The following is a 15,048-nucleotide window of genomic DNA, read 5'->3' on the forward strand; positions in this document are numbered from 1 at the left end:
CATAAAAAGCAGCAATACATAATGCCTTACTGATATTTAAAAGATTGGCGTTTATTTCAGGCTAAATCCACCCCTAGGTCCATTGAATTATTTTCATTACCTTGTGTCCTATATAAAAATGCATAAAAAAAGTATAAAAATCGAATTTCGTCCATGACTGGCATCAATTCCTGTCAACTATATAAAAAAGGGATGGCATAGCTGCCATCCCTTAATTTTTTAATCATTCGGACGGATTACCCGCCAATGAATGACATTTCGATTTTTTCCTGTTTCTTCACCGTTCCCGCTGCCCGCTCATCCGAATAGCGGTCGTCCCTGCGGTTCCAAAGTGAAATGATGAAACCGGTCAATTCTTCATCTGTCATGTCGGAACGGAGCAATGACTTCAAGTCATGTCCCTTTCCATTGAACAGGCATGTATATAAACTTCCATTAGCAGAAAGACGTGCACGTGTACAACTTGAACAAAAAGACTCGGATACCGAGGTTATGAAGCCCACCTCTGCAGTAGTGCCCCTATAACGGAAGCGTTTTGCGACCTCTCCAAAATAATCTTCTTCAACAGGTTCAAGATCGAATTCGGTTTGGAGCATCGCAAGCAGCTCTTTTTTCGTAATGACATTCTTCAACTGCCAGCCATTTGTATGTCCGACATCCATGAATTCTATATACCGTAATTGAATGCCCTCATCTTTACAAAATCGGGCCATCGGCAGGATTTGAGATTCATTGGTTTCTTTTTTCACAACCATATTCACTTTAACGCCAAGCCCTGCTTCCTTGGCAGCAGCGATGCCTTCAATAACAGGCTTTATGCCGATATCCCTGCCGTTCATCTTCTTGAAAAGTTCATCATCGAGGCTGTCTAAGCTGATATTCACCCTCTGCAAACCAGCTTCCCTCAAATTCACGGCATGCTTTTTCAAGAAGACACCATTCGTGGTCAGTCCAATATCTTCAATACCTTCAATTTTAACGAGATTTGAAATCAGAGTGGTAAGATCTCTCCGGAGTAATGGTTCCCCGCCTGTCAACCTTAGTTTTTTTACCCCTAAGCTTGCAAATATTTTAGAAAGCCTGACAATTTCCTCATAAGATAATAGCTCACTTTTAGGCAGGAACTGAAAATTCTCATGAAAAATTTCAGCAGGCATGCAATACTGGCAGCGAAAGTTACAGCGGTCTATGACTGAAATCCTTAAATCCCTTAGTGGCCTGTCCAATGAATCTTTAATTTGACTGTTCAATTAACCACTCCTAGCCGAAAGTATTAGAAAAAAACCAGACCATAAAAAGTGGCTCCATTGAATGGATTCACTTTTTTTGACTGGCTTTTCATTTTCTATTACAGAGTTATTATTTGATTCCTAATGCAATTTTAGCATATCTGGACATTTTGTCTTTCGTCCATGGCGGACTCCAGACAATCTTCACATCCGTTTCCTTGACCTCGGGGATATCTTCCAGCACCAATTTAACTTGATCGACAATTGTCCCAGCCATCGGGCAGCCCATTGCAGTCAATGTCATCGTAACGGTAGTCAGACCTTCCTCATCCATATCCACATCATATACCAAGCCTAAATTAACGATATCTATACCAAGCTCAGGGTCAATGACCTGCTCCAAAGCTCCTAAAATAATGTCTTTTGTATCTTGATCCACTTCGATCACTCCTTTTATGGAAAATCTCTTCGTTTTAGATTATCGGTGTTTCATCATTATGTCCGTATTAGCATCATAACAGATTTTCAGTGAGTACTTAAGCATTTTGCACAGCTGACAGTAAATGTTTCGCGAACCAGTCTGTAGTCTTAAGCACTCCTTCTCTACTGACCTTATGTCCAGCCTTAGGGTCAAGGATAAAATCAATTTTTTCATCTGCCTCATTATACCCTGCTTTGATCCCTTCATAAAAACGGTATGCATGTTGATAAGGCACAACCGGATCTTTGGCACCATGCCAAAAAAGAAGCGGACGGTTGGAAAGCTTATCCTGATTAAGACTCAAATCAAATGGCTTGAGCTGTTCAATCACCTTGGCAACTTCCTCATCAGTAGCTGGGAAATTAACTTTCCTTTTCTTAATCTCTGCCATTTGGAGCTCTGCATACGCGACATATGATGGGTTCCCCATTAAACTGACTCCGGCGGAAATCCATTCATAAGCAGCCAGAGCCCCACTAGTCACTATTCCCCCCATAGAGGTACCTGCTACGCCAATTCTGTCGGGATCAATCAACTTTCGGGATAATAAATCATCCTTCAACAAAGATAAATCCTGGATCGTCTGTAAAACCATTTCCCAAAAACGGGGCATCATTTGAGAAACACTTAAACCGGCTTCCCTTTCCCCATGATGAATCACATCGGGTAGAAGCACACGAAACCCCTTTTCAGCCAATAAATAAGCATAGTGTAGATTATGTTCTTTTGCACTTTGAAAACCATGTATAAAAATAATAAGCGGCAATTCCTGATTGAAAGTGGTTTTTTCACCTAGGTGCAATACAGGAATATGTCCAATTAGTTCTTTTTCAATTATTATCAAGTGAACCCCTCCGAATAATTTGTTCCGGTATTTCCAATACCATAATCAAAATGGGATGGCATTCATCATTCCATTCCATTAAACCTGAGCTTCGCTTTAATTATCATAATCCTGGATATAGTAATATCATACAGGAATGCATAAAGAATGAAAAAGATTTACATTTACTATAAAATAGGCTTAACAATATTTGCATATAATGAAATCAAAAAGAACAGAAGGTGTGTACATGGCTGAGAAACATTTGATCGTATTGGATCTTGATGGTACGTTACTTACAGATAACAAAACAATTTCTTCAAGAACTAAAAAAACACTCCTGAAACTAAAAGAAGATGGACACGAAGTTATGATCGCTACCGGGCGCCCCTTTCGCTCAAGTGAACTTTATTACCGGGAATTGGGGTTGACTACCCCAATCGTTAATTTCAATGGCGCTTTCGTCCATCACCCATTACATACAAGCTGGGGGGTATACCACTCTCCACTGGATATAAATGTTGCGAAAGATATTGTCGAAGCGTGTGATCAGTTTAAATATCACAACATCATCGCAGAAGTCCGGGATGAAGTTTATGTCCATTATCATGATGAAAAGTTGATGAACATGTTCAATGTAGGAAATCCGATCATGAAGACAGGTGACTTGCGCAATTACCTTCAGGATTCCCCAACTTCGATGCTAATTCACACAGATAGTGAATTCGTAGGACAGATTCGCCAGCATTTATCTGATGTCCATGCAGAATTGGTCGATCATCGCCGCTGGGCAGAGCCTTTTCATATCATCGAAATAATAAAAAGCGGGTTAAGTAAAGCCGTAGGTCTTAAACGTGTATCCAACTATCTGGAAATTCCTCAAAACAGGATAATCGCTTTCGGTGATGAAGATAATGATTTGGAAATGCTCGAATACGCGGGAACCGGGGTGGCCATGGGAAATGCGATTTCACCAGTAAAAACGGTAGCAAATACGACTACATTGACGAATGAAGAAGATGGTATAGCCGTCTTCCTCGAAGAAAAATTCAATATAAAAGCCTAATACGTCATTTTTTACCTTCATAATATCGATCTTTCAAGCCAAACTAATATGGACAACAGATCCACTCCGTTGTCGACAACGCTCAGAATCGGAGGAGATAAGAATGGGTAAAAGCAGTAAATCTAAACGATTTGTACAGCAGGGCAAAGAAAGTGTTGCCAGGCATGCCGAAAAAATCCCTTATCACACTACGTTTGAAGAGGCTGAAAAAGACAGGTTAAGAATTATGTCTGAACAAAGCTATGGTGGCTTCTAATGGGAAACAAATTATTCCAGAAGGCTAGGGAATTTGTAGAAGAAGCTCTCCACTCTGAGCATGACGGTGACCAGCATAAGACAGATGAAATCGCTAAAAACGCTCTTTCATCAGCCTTTGCCAATACGACAGAGGCCGAAAAAGAACAACTGCGAGAACTTCAGGAAGAGCTGGAAAACCATTCTAAATAACGTGAAAGCCTCCAGGATTACTGGAGGCTTTCACTTTGTTTTCATCAATTGTTATTTCGTGCCTTACCGCCTTTTTCACCGATCTCTTTATAAAAGTCTTTACCTTGGGAATCAGCTGTAGCTTCTCCGCCCTTTTGTCCAATTTCTTGATAGAATTCCTTATCATGATTATCCGATGTGGCTTCTCCGCCCTTTTGCCCAATTTCCTGGTAAAAATCCTTGTCGTGATTTTTAGAAGTGGCTTCCCCGCCTTTACGGCCTGCTTCCTGTCTGCTCATTTTTTCGTCGTTAGCCATTTTTATCACTCCTTCATAAGATTTTAAATTGGCGCTACAATATAAGAATTAGCCGTTTTGTACAGGCAATAAACTTAAAAGGCCGAAATGCTGCCTTTTGTAATAGAAGTGTAATGGCCTTGATTTCTTGTTAATATCATTCCCTGCGGAAAGTTCCAACAATGCCTGAAGTTTCTATGATGTTTGTGAAAGCGTGCGGATCCACTTCCTTGATGATCCGTTCAAGGTCATACAGTTCATACCTTGTAATGACAATCAATAACATTTCCTTAGTTTCGTTGGTGAACGCCCCTTTTGCAGGAACCCTTGTAATTCCGCGAACTAACTGAGCATGGATTGCCTGTTTAAGTTCTTCGCTTTTCTTTGTAATGATCATGGCGGTAAGCTTTTCATGACGGGTATGTATCGCGTCAACGACACGAGTCGATGTATAAAGGGTAACAAGTGTGTACAAAGCTTTTTCCGGTCCATAAACAGCACCTGCCGTTATAATGATCACGCCATTCAGCAGAAATAAATAAGTACCTACAGGTTTATCTTTCTTCCGTGATAGAAGCATGGCGATAATATCCATTCCGCCAGTCGACGCACCGTATTTCAAGGTAATCCCCACACCTACTGCAGCTATGACTCCGCCAAATACCGCATTCAATAATATGTCAGGTGACCAGCGTGTAATCGGAATGATTTCCATAAAGAAGGACATCAAGACAACGCTGAGGAAACTATAAAAAGTGAAAGACTTTCCAACCTTTCGCCAAGCAATGATCGTTACTGGAATGTTCAATAAAAACAATAGGATACCTGTCGAAACATTAAAAGGAGCAAAAGAACCAATCATCCTGGATAGAAGCTGGGCCACTCCCGTAAAGCCGCTTGCATATACGTTTGCCGGTATTAGAAAAAAGTTCATTGCGATGGCATTAAGCAATGCGCCGACCACAACTATGATAATTTTCTTCATTTCACCACTGTACATCCTAAATACCTCCATTTCACCCTTATTCTATTATCTTTTTACCCTTAATTATTTATTCTACTTACGTAGAGATTGAATTTTTACCGTTACGTGCTACACTAAAAAGTAGAGTGAGCACTCATTTTTCTAAAAATTGTAAAAAGAAAGCAGGTGTATTATGGCTATCACAATTCTTGCAGATAGTGCATGTGATTTGCCGTTGTCTTTCTATAAGGAAAACAATGTTTCATTAATCCCTTTACAAGTCCATCTTGACGGGGAAAATTATGGAGATTTACTTACTATTAATTCTCACGAAGTCTATCAGGCGATGCTTGAAGGAAAAGCCCCGAAAACATCGCAAGCTTCCCCAGAATACTTTATAGAACTTTTCACACAGTTTGCCAAGGAGAAAAAACAAGGAATTTATATAGCCTTTTCCTCTGAGTTATCAGGAACATATCAAACGGCCGTGATGATTCTTAATCAGGTGAAGGAAGAGTACCCTGACCTTGACATTGAAATCGTCAATACGAAATGCGCTTCGATGGGCGTCGGTTTAATTGTAAAGAAAGCAGCCGATCTGGCAGCAAACGGTGCCACTAAAGAAGAAATCCTGGCTGCCATCGAATTCCAAACCCGGCATATGGAGCATCTATTCACTGTAGATAACCTTGAATATTTGGCCCGTGGCGGACGCATCTCCAAAACATCTGCCCTTGTTGGCGGTTTATTAAACATTAAACCCTTATTGCATGTTGAAGATGGGAAGCTTGTTCCGCTTGAAAAGATACGCGGCAAAAAGAAATTGATTAAACGTGTCATCGAATTAATGCACGAAAGAGGCAAAAATTTAACAACCCAAACGATTGCCATCAGTCATGGTGATGATGAAGCAACGGCCCTGGAATGGAAGGAAGCCATCCAAAATGAATTCGGGACAACCGACTTCATGATCCATACAATTGGCTCCGTCATCGGTGCACATGCCGGTCCTGGCACAATTGCCCTCTTCTTCTTAAACGATACCCCTGAGAAATCATAAACATACATACTCCCTTCCATAATTGTGAACAATATATATTGATCAGATAATGGAAGGGAGTTTTCACTATGTCCAAAACAACCGATGACAATAAAAGGCCAAAAGATAACCAAGCGAGAAATGCTGAAAAAAATATCGCATATCAGGAAAACCTTGCTGCTGGCAAGCACTCCTATTCGAAGAAAACAGACCATAAATGATGCGCGGGGCTTGTCCCCTCGCTTTTTTAATATGGTTTATATAGTTGTCTTCCTATCACACTTTCTCTATAATAAAGGAAATAAACCCTGCTGGAGGTAAGTGATGGCAAAGGAAAATTCATTTGATATTGTTTCGAAAGTAGACTTTTCAGAGGTAACGAACGCAGTTACCATGGCTATGAAGGAAATACAGACTCGCTATGATTTTAAAGGGAGTATAAGCAGCATCACCATTGAAAAAGAAGACCTGGTTTTAGTATCCGACGATGAATATAAGCTCGAACAGCTGAAGGATGTTCTCATCAGTAAACTCATTAAACGTGACGTACCCGTCAAGAACCTGGATTATGGCAAATTAGAAGGAGCTTCTGGCGGAACCGTTCGTCAACGGGCTAAGTTAATTCAAGGCATCGATAAGGAACAAGCAAAAAAAATCAATACCATCATTAAAAATAGCGGTCTTAAAGTGAAAAGCCAAATCCAGGATGATCAAATCCGTGTTACCGGTAAGAACCGGGATGATTTACAAGGAATCATTTCCGCGATCCGGGGCGCTGATCTGTCCATTGATGTACAATTCTTAAATTACCGCTAAGTATGAGGCCTCACCTGCTTTGGGTGGGTCTTTTTTTATTTGTTGGAACTGCCTCCATCAGCGGTCATCCCCCCTTTTCCTTTAAATGAATCGCCGACATGGAACATGGAAAGACTAGTCATGTTCCCTTCAGTTAAAACATTAAACAAGATTTATTTTGGTCATTTTTTCCATGTTTTCTTTTTCCAAAAAGAAGGAATAGAAAAAGCGTAGATAAATAAATAGGAGGCGTTTTAATCTTGACTACTCAAAACCAAAATCAGAACAAACAAGGATTTCCCCCTCAACATCAACAGCATCAACCTGGATTGGAAACAAAAATGGAACCGAACCCCGATTCAGTTAAAGCTGCCTACAAAGGAAGCGGCAAATTAAAAGGTAAAACGGCAATCATAACAGGAGGAGACAGCGGAATCGGTAAATCAGTTGCCATTTATTACGCTAAAGAAGGAGCGAATGTGACAGTTGCATACTTGGATGAACACGAGGATGCCAAAGCGACAAAAGAATTGATCGAAAAAGAAGGTCAGAAATGCTTACTCATTTCCGGTGATATCGGTGATGAAGCCTTCTGCCAGGATGTCGTCAAAAAAACGGTTGATGAATTTGGCGGTTTGGACATTCTAGTCAACAACGCCGGAGAACAGCATGTGCAGACAAGTATCCTTGACATTTCAGCTGAACAATTGGAAAAAACGTTCCGCACGAATATTTTCTCGATGTTCCACTTAACTAAAGCTGCATTGAAGCACCTAAAAAAAGGAAGCAGCATCATAAATACAACCTCCATCACAGCCTATCAGGGCAACCCAAAACTAATCGATTACTCTTCAACAAAAGGTGCAATACTGGCATTCACAAGAGCCCTGTCGAACTCCATCTCAAAAGATGGCATCAGAGTGAATGGTGTTGCGCCAGGCCCGATCTGGACACCGCTGATTCCTGCCTCATTCGGTGAAGAAGATGTTGCCAAATTCGGACAGGATACGCCAATGGGCCGCGCAGGGCAGCCAGAGGAATTAGCACCAGCCTATGTATATTTGGCAAGTGATGATTCATCCTATGTCAGCGGACAAGTCATCCATGTGAACGGCGGGACCGTTGTAAACGGATAAGGCTTTACCTTTTCAAAAGCAGTGGATTTCGCATATTGAAATCCACTGCTTTTCTAATTTCAGGCAGGATATTTCAGGTTAACGCGGAATATATGATTGGGAAGGAGTGGGGTCATTTTTGAAAAATATTGCAGTTCCATGGTTCACCGTTCAGGAATTGGACTCGGAAACGTTTGCAATCAGTGAATATGGTCATTGGGAGAAGGTTCATTCCTTTTTATTACTTAGGGAGACCCGAGCTGCGTTAATCGACACAGGGTTAGGCATCGGTTCGATTAAGCGGATTACAGACCAGCTTACAGATCTTCCGATTATCGTCCTGACCACACACGTTCATGCGGATCATATTGGCGGTCACGGGGATTATGATACAATTTATGTTCATGGAGATGATGCCATTTGGCTGATCAACGGAATTGAAGGTTTGTCTTTGGAACAAATAAGAAAGAACATGGCCAGGGATATCACTATACCCATACCCGAATCATTGGATACTTTTACATACAGGCTACCAGGGATACCCTGACAGGCTCTTATCGGATGGGGACAAGATTGATCTTGGGAACCGCAGTTTAAGCATTTATCACACGCCTGGACATTCACCTGGCCACATTAGTGAGACACGGAACGGGTGTACATGCATTCAAAAGTTTCAGCGTACATTTCTAGCAAAAAAGGGGCATTGCTTTTACTCAATGCCCTTTTCGTTCAATAAGTCATCGCCATCGCGCCTTGCTTGATCGATCTGCAGGAATGCCTTTCCACGAAATGATGTGGAATGATGGTCCCAGCAGGAGCATCTCCGGTCTGCAGCATGTGAATGATGCCCTTAGCCGCCTGATATCCCAAATCAAAAATATTGATATCTACGGAAGTCAGGGCTGGTAATGACAGTTCAGAGAAAAGAACGTTATTGAAGCTGACGATTGACATTTCTTCAGGAGTGCGGACTCCCATCTCGCGAAGTGAATGCACGATGCCAAGTGCCATGAGATCATCACTGACCACCAAAGCGGTAGGTGGTTCATCGATGGATAGTAACCTATTTGCAGCTGCTTGTCCCCCTTCATGCAAAAAATCTTCATGCAGGGTATATTCCGTCCTTCGATCTATTCCGGCCCTCTTCAATGCCCGTTCATATCCTGATAAGCGATCAACGGTCATCACAAGGGTTACATCACCTCCGATGAATCCAATCCTTTCATGTCCTAGCTGTATGAGGTAATCCGTTGCCTGTTCGGCAGCCAAGACATTATCATTATCAACATATGTTATCTCCTCGATGTAATCATAGGGCTTCCCAATGATCACAAATGGAAACGCCCTTGCTCTCAAATAGGTCAGAATGTGATCGTTCATCCTTGAATACATCAGGATTATTCCATCAACCATCCCCCCCTGCACCATATTCACTACTCCTTCGTAGATTTCATCTTCGGTTTTTCCCGTGCTTAGCAACAGGGAATAGTGGTTTTCCTGAGCTCCCTCACTTAGTCCCTGGAGGATTGTCGGAAAAAATGGATTTTGATAATAATCATTTGACGAACTTGGCATTACCAAGCCAATGATCCTTGTCGATTGATTGGCAAGACTACGTGCAATGAAGTTTGGATGGTATCCTAATTTAGTCATCGCCTTACGTACCCGTACCTTTGTTTTTTCACTTATCCGAGGATTGTTTGCAATCACTCGAGAAACTGTTGAAGGAGCAACATTCGCTAGCTGTGCCACATCTTTTATTGTGATGGCCATGCATTTCCCCTCTCCCCTCTTAGCCTTTATTGACTTCATTTTTAAAAAAGGTGAATACCAATAAACACTTCTCTAATATTTGTTTTATATTTATACATTTTGTATGTATTCATAATACACTCAGTTCAATAGTTATATCCATACTTTTTTTAATGTTTGTTCAATTTTTCAGAAAATACTTACTTTTCCGTTTTTTTCATCCATGTTTTAAAATTCAAAAAGAAGCTGATGTATGATCAGCTTCTAAATAAAAGACAGGTCTATTTGGAATCAAGAAGTCAGACGACTAACTACATAGGTTTTAAGCTAATTCCCAAGAAATCAATAACGATATATCCTCGTTTCATATGGACGTAAATCAATAAGGGACACCTCAGGACAATCCTCATAATTAGCTAGTAAAAGTTCCATTTCCCCCCAATAAGAAAGGTCAATTTGGTGGTGATTCATACTAAAGTTACATACTACCATCACTGAATTATCATTCATATTTCTTGTATAAATATAAAGTTCAGGATGATCTTCCCATAACAATTCATATTCCCCATAAACGAGGACCTGATGTTTTTTTCGAAGTTCAATCATCTTTTTATAAAAATGATAAATGGATGACGGGTCATTTTTCTGCTGTTCTACATTAATGGCGCGATAATTGGGATTAACCTTCATCCAAGGTGTTCCGTGCGTGAATCCGCCATTTTCAAAATCATTCCATTGCATCGGTGTTCGTGAATTATCACGGCCGCTATGCCATATAATGTTCATGATTTCATCATGAGGACGACCTTTCGAGGTCTCTATCCGGTAAAAGTTTTTCATTCCGACATCATCATAATCATCAATCGAATCAAATTGGACATTCGTCATGCCAATTTCCTGACCTTGATATATAAAAGGTGTCCCTTGCATGAAAAAGTATAGGGCCCCAATCATTTTTGCGCTTTCCAACCAATATTGATGATCATTTCCCCAGGTGGATACACTTCTTGGCTGGTCATGATTTTCAAAAAACAAAGCATTCCATCCTTTGTTTTTCAGCCCCTTTTGCCATTTGGTCATTGTGCGCTTTAACCCTTGAACATCAACATCGTGATTCTGTCCCCTATTCCAAAGTCCGAGATGTTCAAATTGAAAGATCATATTGAACTTCCCATTCGATTCCCCGACCCATTCTTCCGCCTGCTCAATCCTGACGCCATTGGCCTCACCGACCGTCATGATATCATACTTAGAGAAAGTCTCTTCCTTCAACTCCTGAAGGTAATCCAGGATCCCGTCCTGATTGGTATGCATTTCAAACGCAGGTACATACTGATGCCAATAGGGATTGGGCATATCCGGGAGGCCATCACGCTTATGAATATGCGTGATCGCATCAATCCGGAAGCCATCAATTCCCTTATCGAGCCACCAATTGACCATCTCATATAATGCCTTTCGCACATCAGTATTTTTCCAGTTTAAGTCTGGCTGCTTTTCGGCAAATAAATGTAAATAGTATTGATTGGTCCTTTCATCGAATTTCCAGGCACTTCCGGAAAAGATGCTTTCCCAATTATTAGGTTCGCGGCCGTCCTGCCCATCCCTCCATATATACCAATCCCGTTTCGGATTATCGCGGGACGAACGTGACTCGACGAACCAAGGGTGCTCATCACTTGTATGATTCAAAACAAGATCGAGTATAACCTTCATCCCACGTCCGTGAACATCTTTCAATAACAGATCAATATCCTCGATTGAACCGAATTCATCGGAAACTGCTTGATAATCACTAATATCATAGCCATTATCCGCATTGGGTGATTTATAAAATGGACAAATCCAAATGACATCTATCCCCAAATCCTGCAGATAGTCAAGCTTTGAAATCAATCCTTTTATATCTCCGATTCCATCACCATTACTATCCATGAAACTGCGCGGGTATATTTGATAGCAAACCGCTTCTTTCCACCAGGTCTTATTCATGCTGTAACCTCCCGATCCTGTTTTCCACAAAGCCTAAGGGACAATGTTTGGCGGTTACCGACAATCGAGAGGCATATGATTATTTTGATTGGTTCCGTTTTGAACGCTTAATAACCAAAGCAATGAATATACCAAAAATAAGAAGAACCAATCCTATAACTAACAGGTAAGGAATATTAATAATCGACTTAGGTGACAGCGTGTAGACTTCTGTCGTCTCCCTGTCGATTACGATAGAGTAACTGTTGTCCTTACTGCGGACCAGATCCCCATTCAGCATACCTCTCAATTCTTTATTACTTTCAAGTTCTTTATCAGTAAGGTTTATCGTTTGAGTTTCAGTCGTATTGTTCATGGCGACGACAATCGTTTCATCACCATATACACGCTTGAATACCGAAGTTCCTCCTTTTTCATATAAAAGCTCCATATCCCCTTTTACCAATGCCGGGTACATGTCTCTGAGATCAGAAAGCTTTGTTATATATTCCACCAATTCCTGTTCTGTCTTAAAATTCATCAACTTATGATTATCCGGGGCAATATCGCCATTTAAGGCAATTTCAGATCCATAAAATACGATTGGCACCCCTGGCATCGTATATAGATACGACAGCGCCATTCTCCATCTGGAACCTGGATTTTCGTTATGATCGGCTGCATCCTTTGTAAAACGGGGCATTCCCTGTGTATCCATGAACAATGCCTGATGGGCATTGCCCCCTAATTCATCTTCGCTTTTCGCAAACGCATTGAAAACAGGTTTCAATTCTTTATCGGGTGCAGCAAATGCTTCCCGTAGCTCTGTATTTTGCGGATAAGCCATAAAAGCATCGATACCCGTCTCCTTGTAGCTTGAAATCAATTCGGCATCACCTTGTACATCGCCGATTGTATAGAAATTTGATTTTTCAGATTTAACTGCATCCACAAATTCCTTCCAAAAATCTTTTGCTACGTATTGCACTTTATTTATACGGTATCCATCAATATCGGTTTCCGTTATCCACCATTTGGCAGCATCAAGTAAATATTTCCTTGTTTCCTCATTATCTTGATTCAAATCGGGAAGACCATCGACCCAACCTGTTTCCAAATCCGTTTGGCTACCGTCCTTGGAAATCTTTTTTTCTTCATGGAACCAATCTTGTTTTTTTGGATCGGTCAGCCAAGTGGAGTCAGGACCCACATTATTTGCTTGAAAATCAATGATCACCTTCATATCGCGTTCATGTGCCTCATTCACGAGTTTTTTAAACTCTTTCATTGTCCCATAGTGTTTATCCGTTTTATAAAAATCGGCCACCCAATCGCCATGATAGCCATTTTCATCATTAGCGAAAATCGGTGAAAGGATGATAGCGGTATATCCCATATCTTTTAAATAATTAAGTTTCTTCGTGACGCCTTCGAAATCCCCACCATTAAACGTTGAAGGGTCATTCACGTTCGCATCTCCATTATTTTGAGTATTCCCATCGAAAAATCTGTCGACCAATAATGAATATACGATTTCGTCCTTCCAAGTTCGTTGTTCTTTTTCAGCTGCTCCTACTGGAATGGCGTAAAAAAGAAGCAACGGAATTAAAGCGAGTGATAACACTCTTTTTCTCATATCCGCTCTCCTCCTAGCTATCTCTTTACGCCTTTAAGATTAGCCTTTTGACCCCTTAACGTCAAATCCAATTTATAAAAAACTTTACACTAAAGGGACAAACTGGGGATACTGGTCATGGTTACTGAATTGGAAAAAGGCAGAATATGATTAACGTTCTTTTTTTATCGTCTTAACCGCTTTATTCAAGGCCCTTTTTGGTTTTGCTTTTTGAGTGGTCATCTCATCCATGGCTGAATTCATCGGTCCCCATACCTTAATCATTTCCGGAATATTCGGCACTGGTTCGGCGTATTGTAATTGTATGCTTAAGGCTTGTGCCCTTTCATTTTCATTGATTGCAGCATTATGTTTGATTGATTTATTAGGAGGGATTTCCCCTGTTAAATCATAACGCTGCATTGCATTATCATCATTTGTCAAATATTCAACTAACTTCGTAGACCAATAAGGATGTTGTGTGAATGCTGTTACATGCCAGCCTTTGATTTCCATGAACGTTTTCATTGGCTGGCCATTGGGCAATTCGGGCATTGGGGCAATTCCTGTATCCTTTCGCTCTGTAAATGAGTTCCCATCACTCATGATAGAAGCCAAATTCCCTTGTATGAACAACTTCTCGATCGCTGCCTTGTCGCCTTTAGGAATCAAACCCGCCCTATACCATTTTTGGATGTACGCAGCCCCTTTTATGGCACCCTTATTATTCAAACCAATGTCCGAAGGGTCTAGTTTTCCATTCTTATCTTTAAATATATAACCGCCCATTCCAGCCATTACTCCATACGAATCATGGAAATCATTCCATTTGGCATAGTAACCATGCACGTTACCTTTTCTTAATGCCTTCGCCTTTTTATAAAGGTCATTCATCGTCTCAGGGGCCTTCGCCATCAATTTTTTATTATAAAAGAAAACGGATGTATTTACGGATTTTGGCAATCCAAACACCTTATCTTGATACATTTCCCCCCTAATTGAAGGTTCAATGAAGGCATTCAATACCCCGTCTTTCACCTTCATTTCCTGAATCAAGCCTTCCTTCACGATTTGCCCGACTTTTTCATGAGAAAAAGTTACGACATCCGGGGCCTTTCCGTTCCCGATTGGTCCATCACGACGAAGCCGCTCATACATCTCGGTAGCTATTTCAAGCTCTTCATGCTCGACATTGATTTCATATTCTTTTTCAAAAGCTTCAATAACCGGCTTTAGGGCCTCCGCTTTACCTTTTTCCTCCCAAATGATCAATTTTTCCGGCTTCGCTTCATTGCTGGCTTCGTCTTCTTTTTTCTTATTTTCTTTCACTGCTTCATTTTCCAAATCTGAACTGGTACCACAAGCACTTACACTAACGATCAAAAACATGGACATGAACAAATGAAAAATCAGCTTCTTCACTTTTATTCTCCTTTTTAAAATGTTTATTCTATCATGTCCAAAAGCGCCAAATAA

The 15,048-nt window shown here is 40.8% G+C and carries 15 protein-coding genes and 2 pseudogenes; 8 read left to right on the plus strand and 9 right to left on the minus strand.

What is annotated here, in order from left to right; genetic code table 11:
• Window positions 1–236: 236 nt before the first annotated feature.
• The 3 genes from moaA to J7E52_RS03455 all read right to left on the minus strand — a co-directional run bounded on the left by moaA (window position 237) and on the right by J7E52_RS03455 (window position 2,554).
• Complete coding sequence (gene moaA / locus J7E52_RS03445; protein WP_214743709.1) at window positions 237–1,250, minus strand: GTP 3',8-cyclase MoaA; 1,014 nt, start codon at window positions 1,248–1,250, stop codon at window positions 237–239.
• A gap of 109 nt (window positions 1,251–1,359) precedes the next feature.
• Complete coding sequence (locus tag J7E52_RS03450) at window positions 1,360–1,668, minus strand: metal-sulfur cluster assembly factor (RefSeq protein ID WP_034314562.1); 309 nt, start codon at window positions 1,666–1,668, stop codon at window positions 1,360–1,362.
• 97 nt (window positions 1,669–1,765) lie between these two features.
• Window positions 1,766–2,554, minus strand: coding sequence for an alpha/beta fold hydrolase (locus J7E52_RS03455; protein WP_214743710.1), 789 nt, complete (start codon window positions 2,552–2,554; stop codon window positions 1,766–1,768).
• Window positions 2,555–2,783: 229 nt separating this feature from the next.
• On the opposite strand from J7E52_RS03455, the gene J7E52_RS03460 reads away from it, so the two are divergent.
• The 3 genes from J7E52_RS03460 (at window position 2,784) to J7E52_RS03470 (ending at window position 4,046) form a co-directional block, all read left to right on the plus strand.
• Window positions 2,784–3,599 (plus strand): Cof-type HAD-IIB family hydrolase, encoded by an 816-nt coding sequence (locus J7E52_RS03460; RefSeq protein ID WP_214743711.1) that lies wholly within the window; start codon window positions 2,784–2,786, stop codon window positions 3,597–3,599.
• Between the two features lie 103 nt (window positions 3,600–3,702).
• Window positions 3,703–3,855: a hypothetical protein gene (locus tag J7E52_RS03465; RefSeq protein ID WP_164468789.1), complete on the plus strand. Its 153-nt coding sequence runs from the start codon at window positions 3,703–3,705 to the stop codon at window positions 3,853–3,855.
• Window positions 3,855–4,046 (plus strand): DUF3813 domain-containing protein, encoded by a 192-nt coding sequence (locus J7E52_RS03470; RefSeq protein WP_214743712.1) that lies wholly within the window; start codon window positions 3,855–3,857, stop codon window positions 4,044–4,046. The genes J7E52_RS03465 and J7E52_RS03470 overlap by 1 nt, the downstream gene beginning before the upstream one ends.
• Window positions 4,047–4,093: 47 nt before the next feature.
• Here J7E52_RS03470 and J7E52_RS03475 read toward each other — a convergent pair.
• Together J7E52_RS03475 and J7E52_RS03480 are read right to left on the minus strand one after the other, a co-directional pair.
• Window positions 4,094–4,342 (minus strand): annotated as a pseudogene (locus J7E52_RS03475) (KGG domain-containing protein); the annotation flags it as partial.
• 136 nt (window positions 4,343–4,478) lie between these two features.
• A complete protein-coding gene (locus J7E52_RS03480) occupies window positions 4,479–5,321 on the minus strand; it encodes a YitT family protein (protein ID WP_214743714.1) in 843 nt (280 codons plus the stop codon).
• 157 nt (window positions 5,322–5,478) lie between these two features.
• On the opposite strand from J7E52_RS03480, the gene J7E52_RS03485 reads away from it, so the two are divergent.
• The 5 genes and pseudogenes from J7E52_RS03485 to J7E52_RS03505 form a co-directional block, all read left to right on the plus strand.
• Window positions 5,479–6,345: a DegV family protein gene (locus J7E52_RS03485; RefSeq protein ID WP_214743715.1), complete on the plus strand. Its 867-nt coding sequence runs from the start codon at window positions 5,479–5,481 to the stop codon at window positions 6,343–6,345.
• A gap of 68 nt (window positions 6,346–6,413) precedes the next feature.
• Window positions 6,414–6,545 (plus strand): DUF3941 domain-containing protein, encoded by a 132-nt coding sequence (locus J7E52_RS03490; RefSeq protein ID WP_072272565.1) that lies wholly within the window; start codon window positions 6,414–6,416, stop codon window positions 6,543–6,545.
• 103 nt (window positions 6,546–6,648) lie between these two features.
• A complete protein-coding gene (locus tag J7E52_RS03495) occupies window positions 6,649–7,140 on the plus strand; it encodes a YajQ family cyclic di-GMP-binding protein (protein ID WP_063232211.1) in 492 nt (163 codons plus the stop codon).
• A 239-nt stretch (window positions 7,141–7,379) separates the two neighbouring features.
• Window positions 7,380–8,255 (plus strand): SDR family oxidoreductase, encoded by an 876-nt coding sequence (locus tag J7E52_RS03500; protein ID WP_214743716.1) that lies wholly within the window; start codon window positions 7,380–7,382, stop codon window positions 8,253–8,255.
• A 127-nt stretch (window positions 8,256–8,382) separates the two neighbouring features.
• Window positions 8,383–8,872, plus strand: a pseudogene (locus J7E52_RS03505) (MBL fold metallo-hydrolase); the annotation flags it as partial.
• Between the two features lie 91 nt (window positions 8,873–8,963).
• Here J7E52_RS03505 and J7E52_RS03510 read toward each other — a convergent pair.
• The 4 genes from J7E52_RS03510 to J7E52_RS03525 form a co-directional block, all read right to left on the minus strand.
• Complete coding sequence (locus J7E52_RS03510; RefSeq protein ID WP_214743717.1) at window positions 8,964–10,007, minus strand: LacI family DNA-binding transcriptional regulator; 1,044 nt, start codon at window positions 10,005–10,007, stop codon at window positions 8,964–8,966.
• 321 nt (window positions 10,008–10,328) lie between these two features.
• Complete coding sequence (locus J7E52_RS03515; RefSeq protein WP_214743718.1) at window positions 10,329–11,978, minus strand: glycoside hydrolase family 13 protein; 1,650 nt, start codon at window positions 11,976–11,978, stop codon at window positions 10,329–10,331.
• 79 nt (window positions 11,979–12,057) lie between these two features.
• A complete protein-coding gene (locus tag J7E52_RS03520) occupies window positions 12,058–13,593 on the minus strand; it encodes an alpha-amylase family glycosyl hydrolase (protein ID WP_214743719.1) in 1,536 nt (511 codons plus the stop codon).
• 150 nt (window positions 13,594–13,743) lie between these two features.
• Window positions 13,744–14,994, minus strand: a complete 1,251-nt coding sequence (locus tag J7E52_RS03525; RefSeq protein ID WP_214743720.1) for an extracellular solute-binding protein — start codon at window positions 14,992–14,994, stop codon at window positions 13,744–13,746.
• Window positions 14,995–15,048 lie beyond the last annotated feature (54 nt).

The sequence above is a fragment of the Bacillus sp. ISL-34 genome, assembly GCF_018613325.1.
GTDB lineage: Bacteria > Bacillota > Bacilli > Bacillales > DSM-1321 > Peribacillus.

Bases quoted from the DNA above. Each gene is read 5' to 3' on its own strand.
- J7E52_RS03460 (WP_214743711.1), top strand. From the start codon at position 2,784: ATGGCTGAGAAACATTTGATCGTATTGGATCTTGATGGTACGTTACTT.
- J7E52_RS03465 (WP_164468789.1), top strand. From the start codon at position 3,703: ATGGGTAAAAGCAGTAAATCTAAACGATTTGTACAGCAGGGCAAAGAA.
- J7E52_RS03470 (WP_214743712.1), top strand. From the start codon at position 3,855: ATGGGAAACAAATTATTCCAGAAGGCTAGGGAATTTGTAGAAGAAGCT.
- J7E52_RS03480 (WP_214743714.1), bottom strand. From the start codon at position 5,321: ATGTACAGTGGTGAAATGAAGAAAATTATCATAGTTGTGGTCGGCGCA.
- J7E52_RS03485 (WP_214743715.1), top strand. From the start codon at position 5,479: ATGGCTATCACAATTCTTGCAGATAGTGCATGTGATTTGCCGTTGTCT.
- J7E52_RS03490 (WP_072272565.1), top strand. From the start codon at position 6,414: ATGTCCAAAACAACCGATGACAATAAAAGGCCAAAAGATAACCAAGCG.
- J7E52_RS03495 (WP_063232211.1), top strand. From the start codon at position 6,649: ATGGCAAAGGAAAATTCATTTGATATTGTTTCGAAAGTAGACTTTTCA.
- J7E52_RS03510 (WP_214743717.1), bottom strand. From the start codon at position 10,007: ATGGCCATCACAATAAAAGATGTGGCACAGCTAGCGAATGTTGCTCCT.
- J7E52_RS03515 (WP_214743718.1), bottom strand. From the start codon at position 11,978: ATGAATAAGACCTGGTGGAAAGAAGCGGTTTGCTATCAAATATACCCG.
- J7E52_RS03520 (WP_214743719.1), bottom strand. From the start codon at position 13,593: ATGAGAAAAAGAGTGTTATCACTCGCTTTAATTCCGTTGCTTCTTTTT.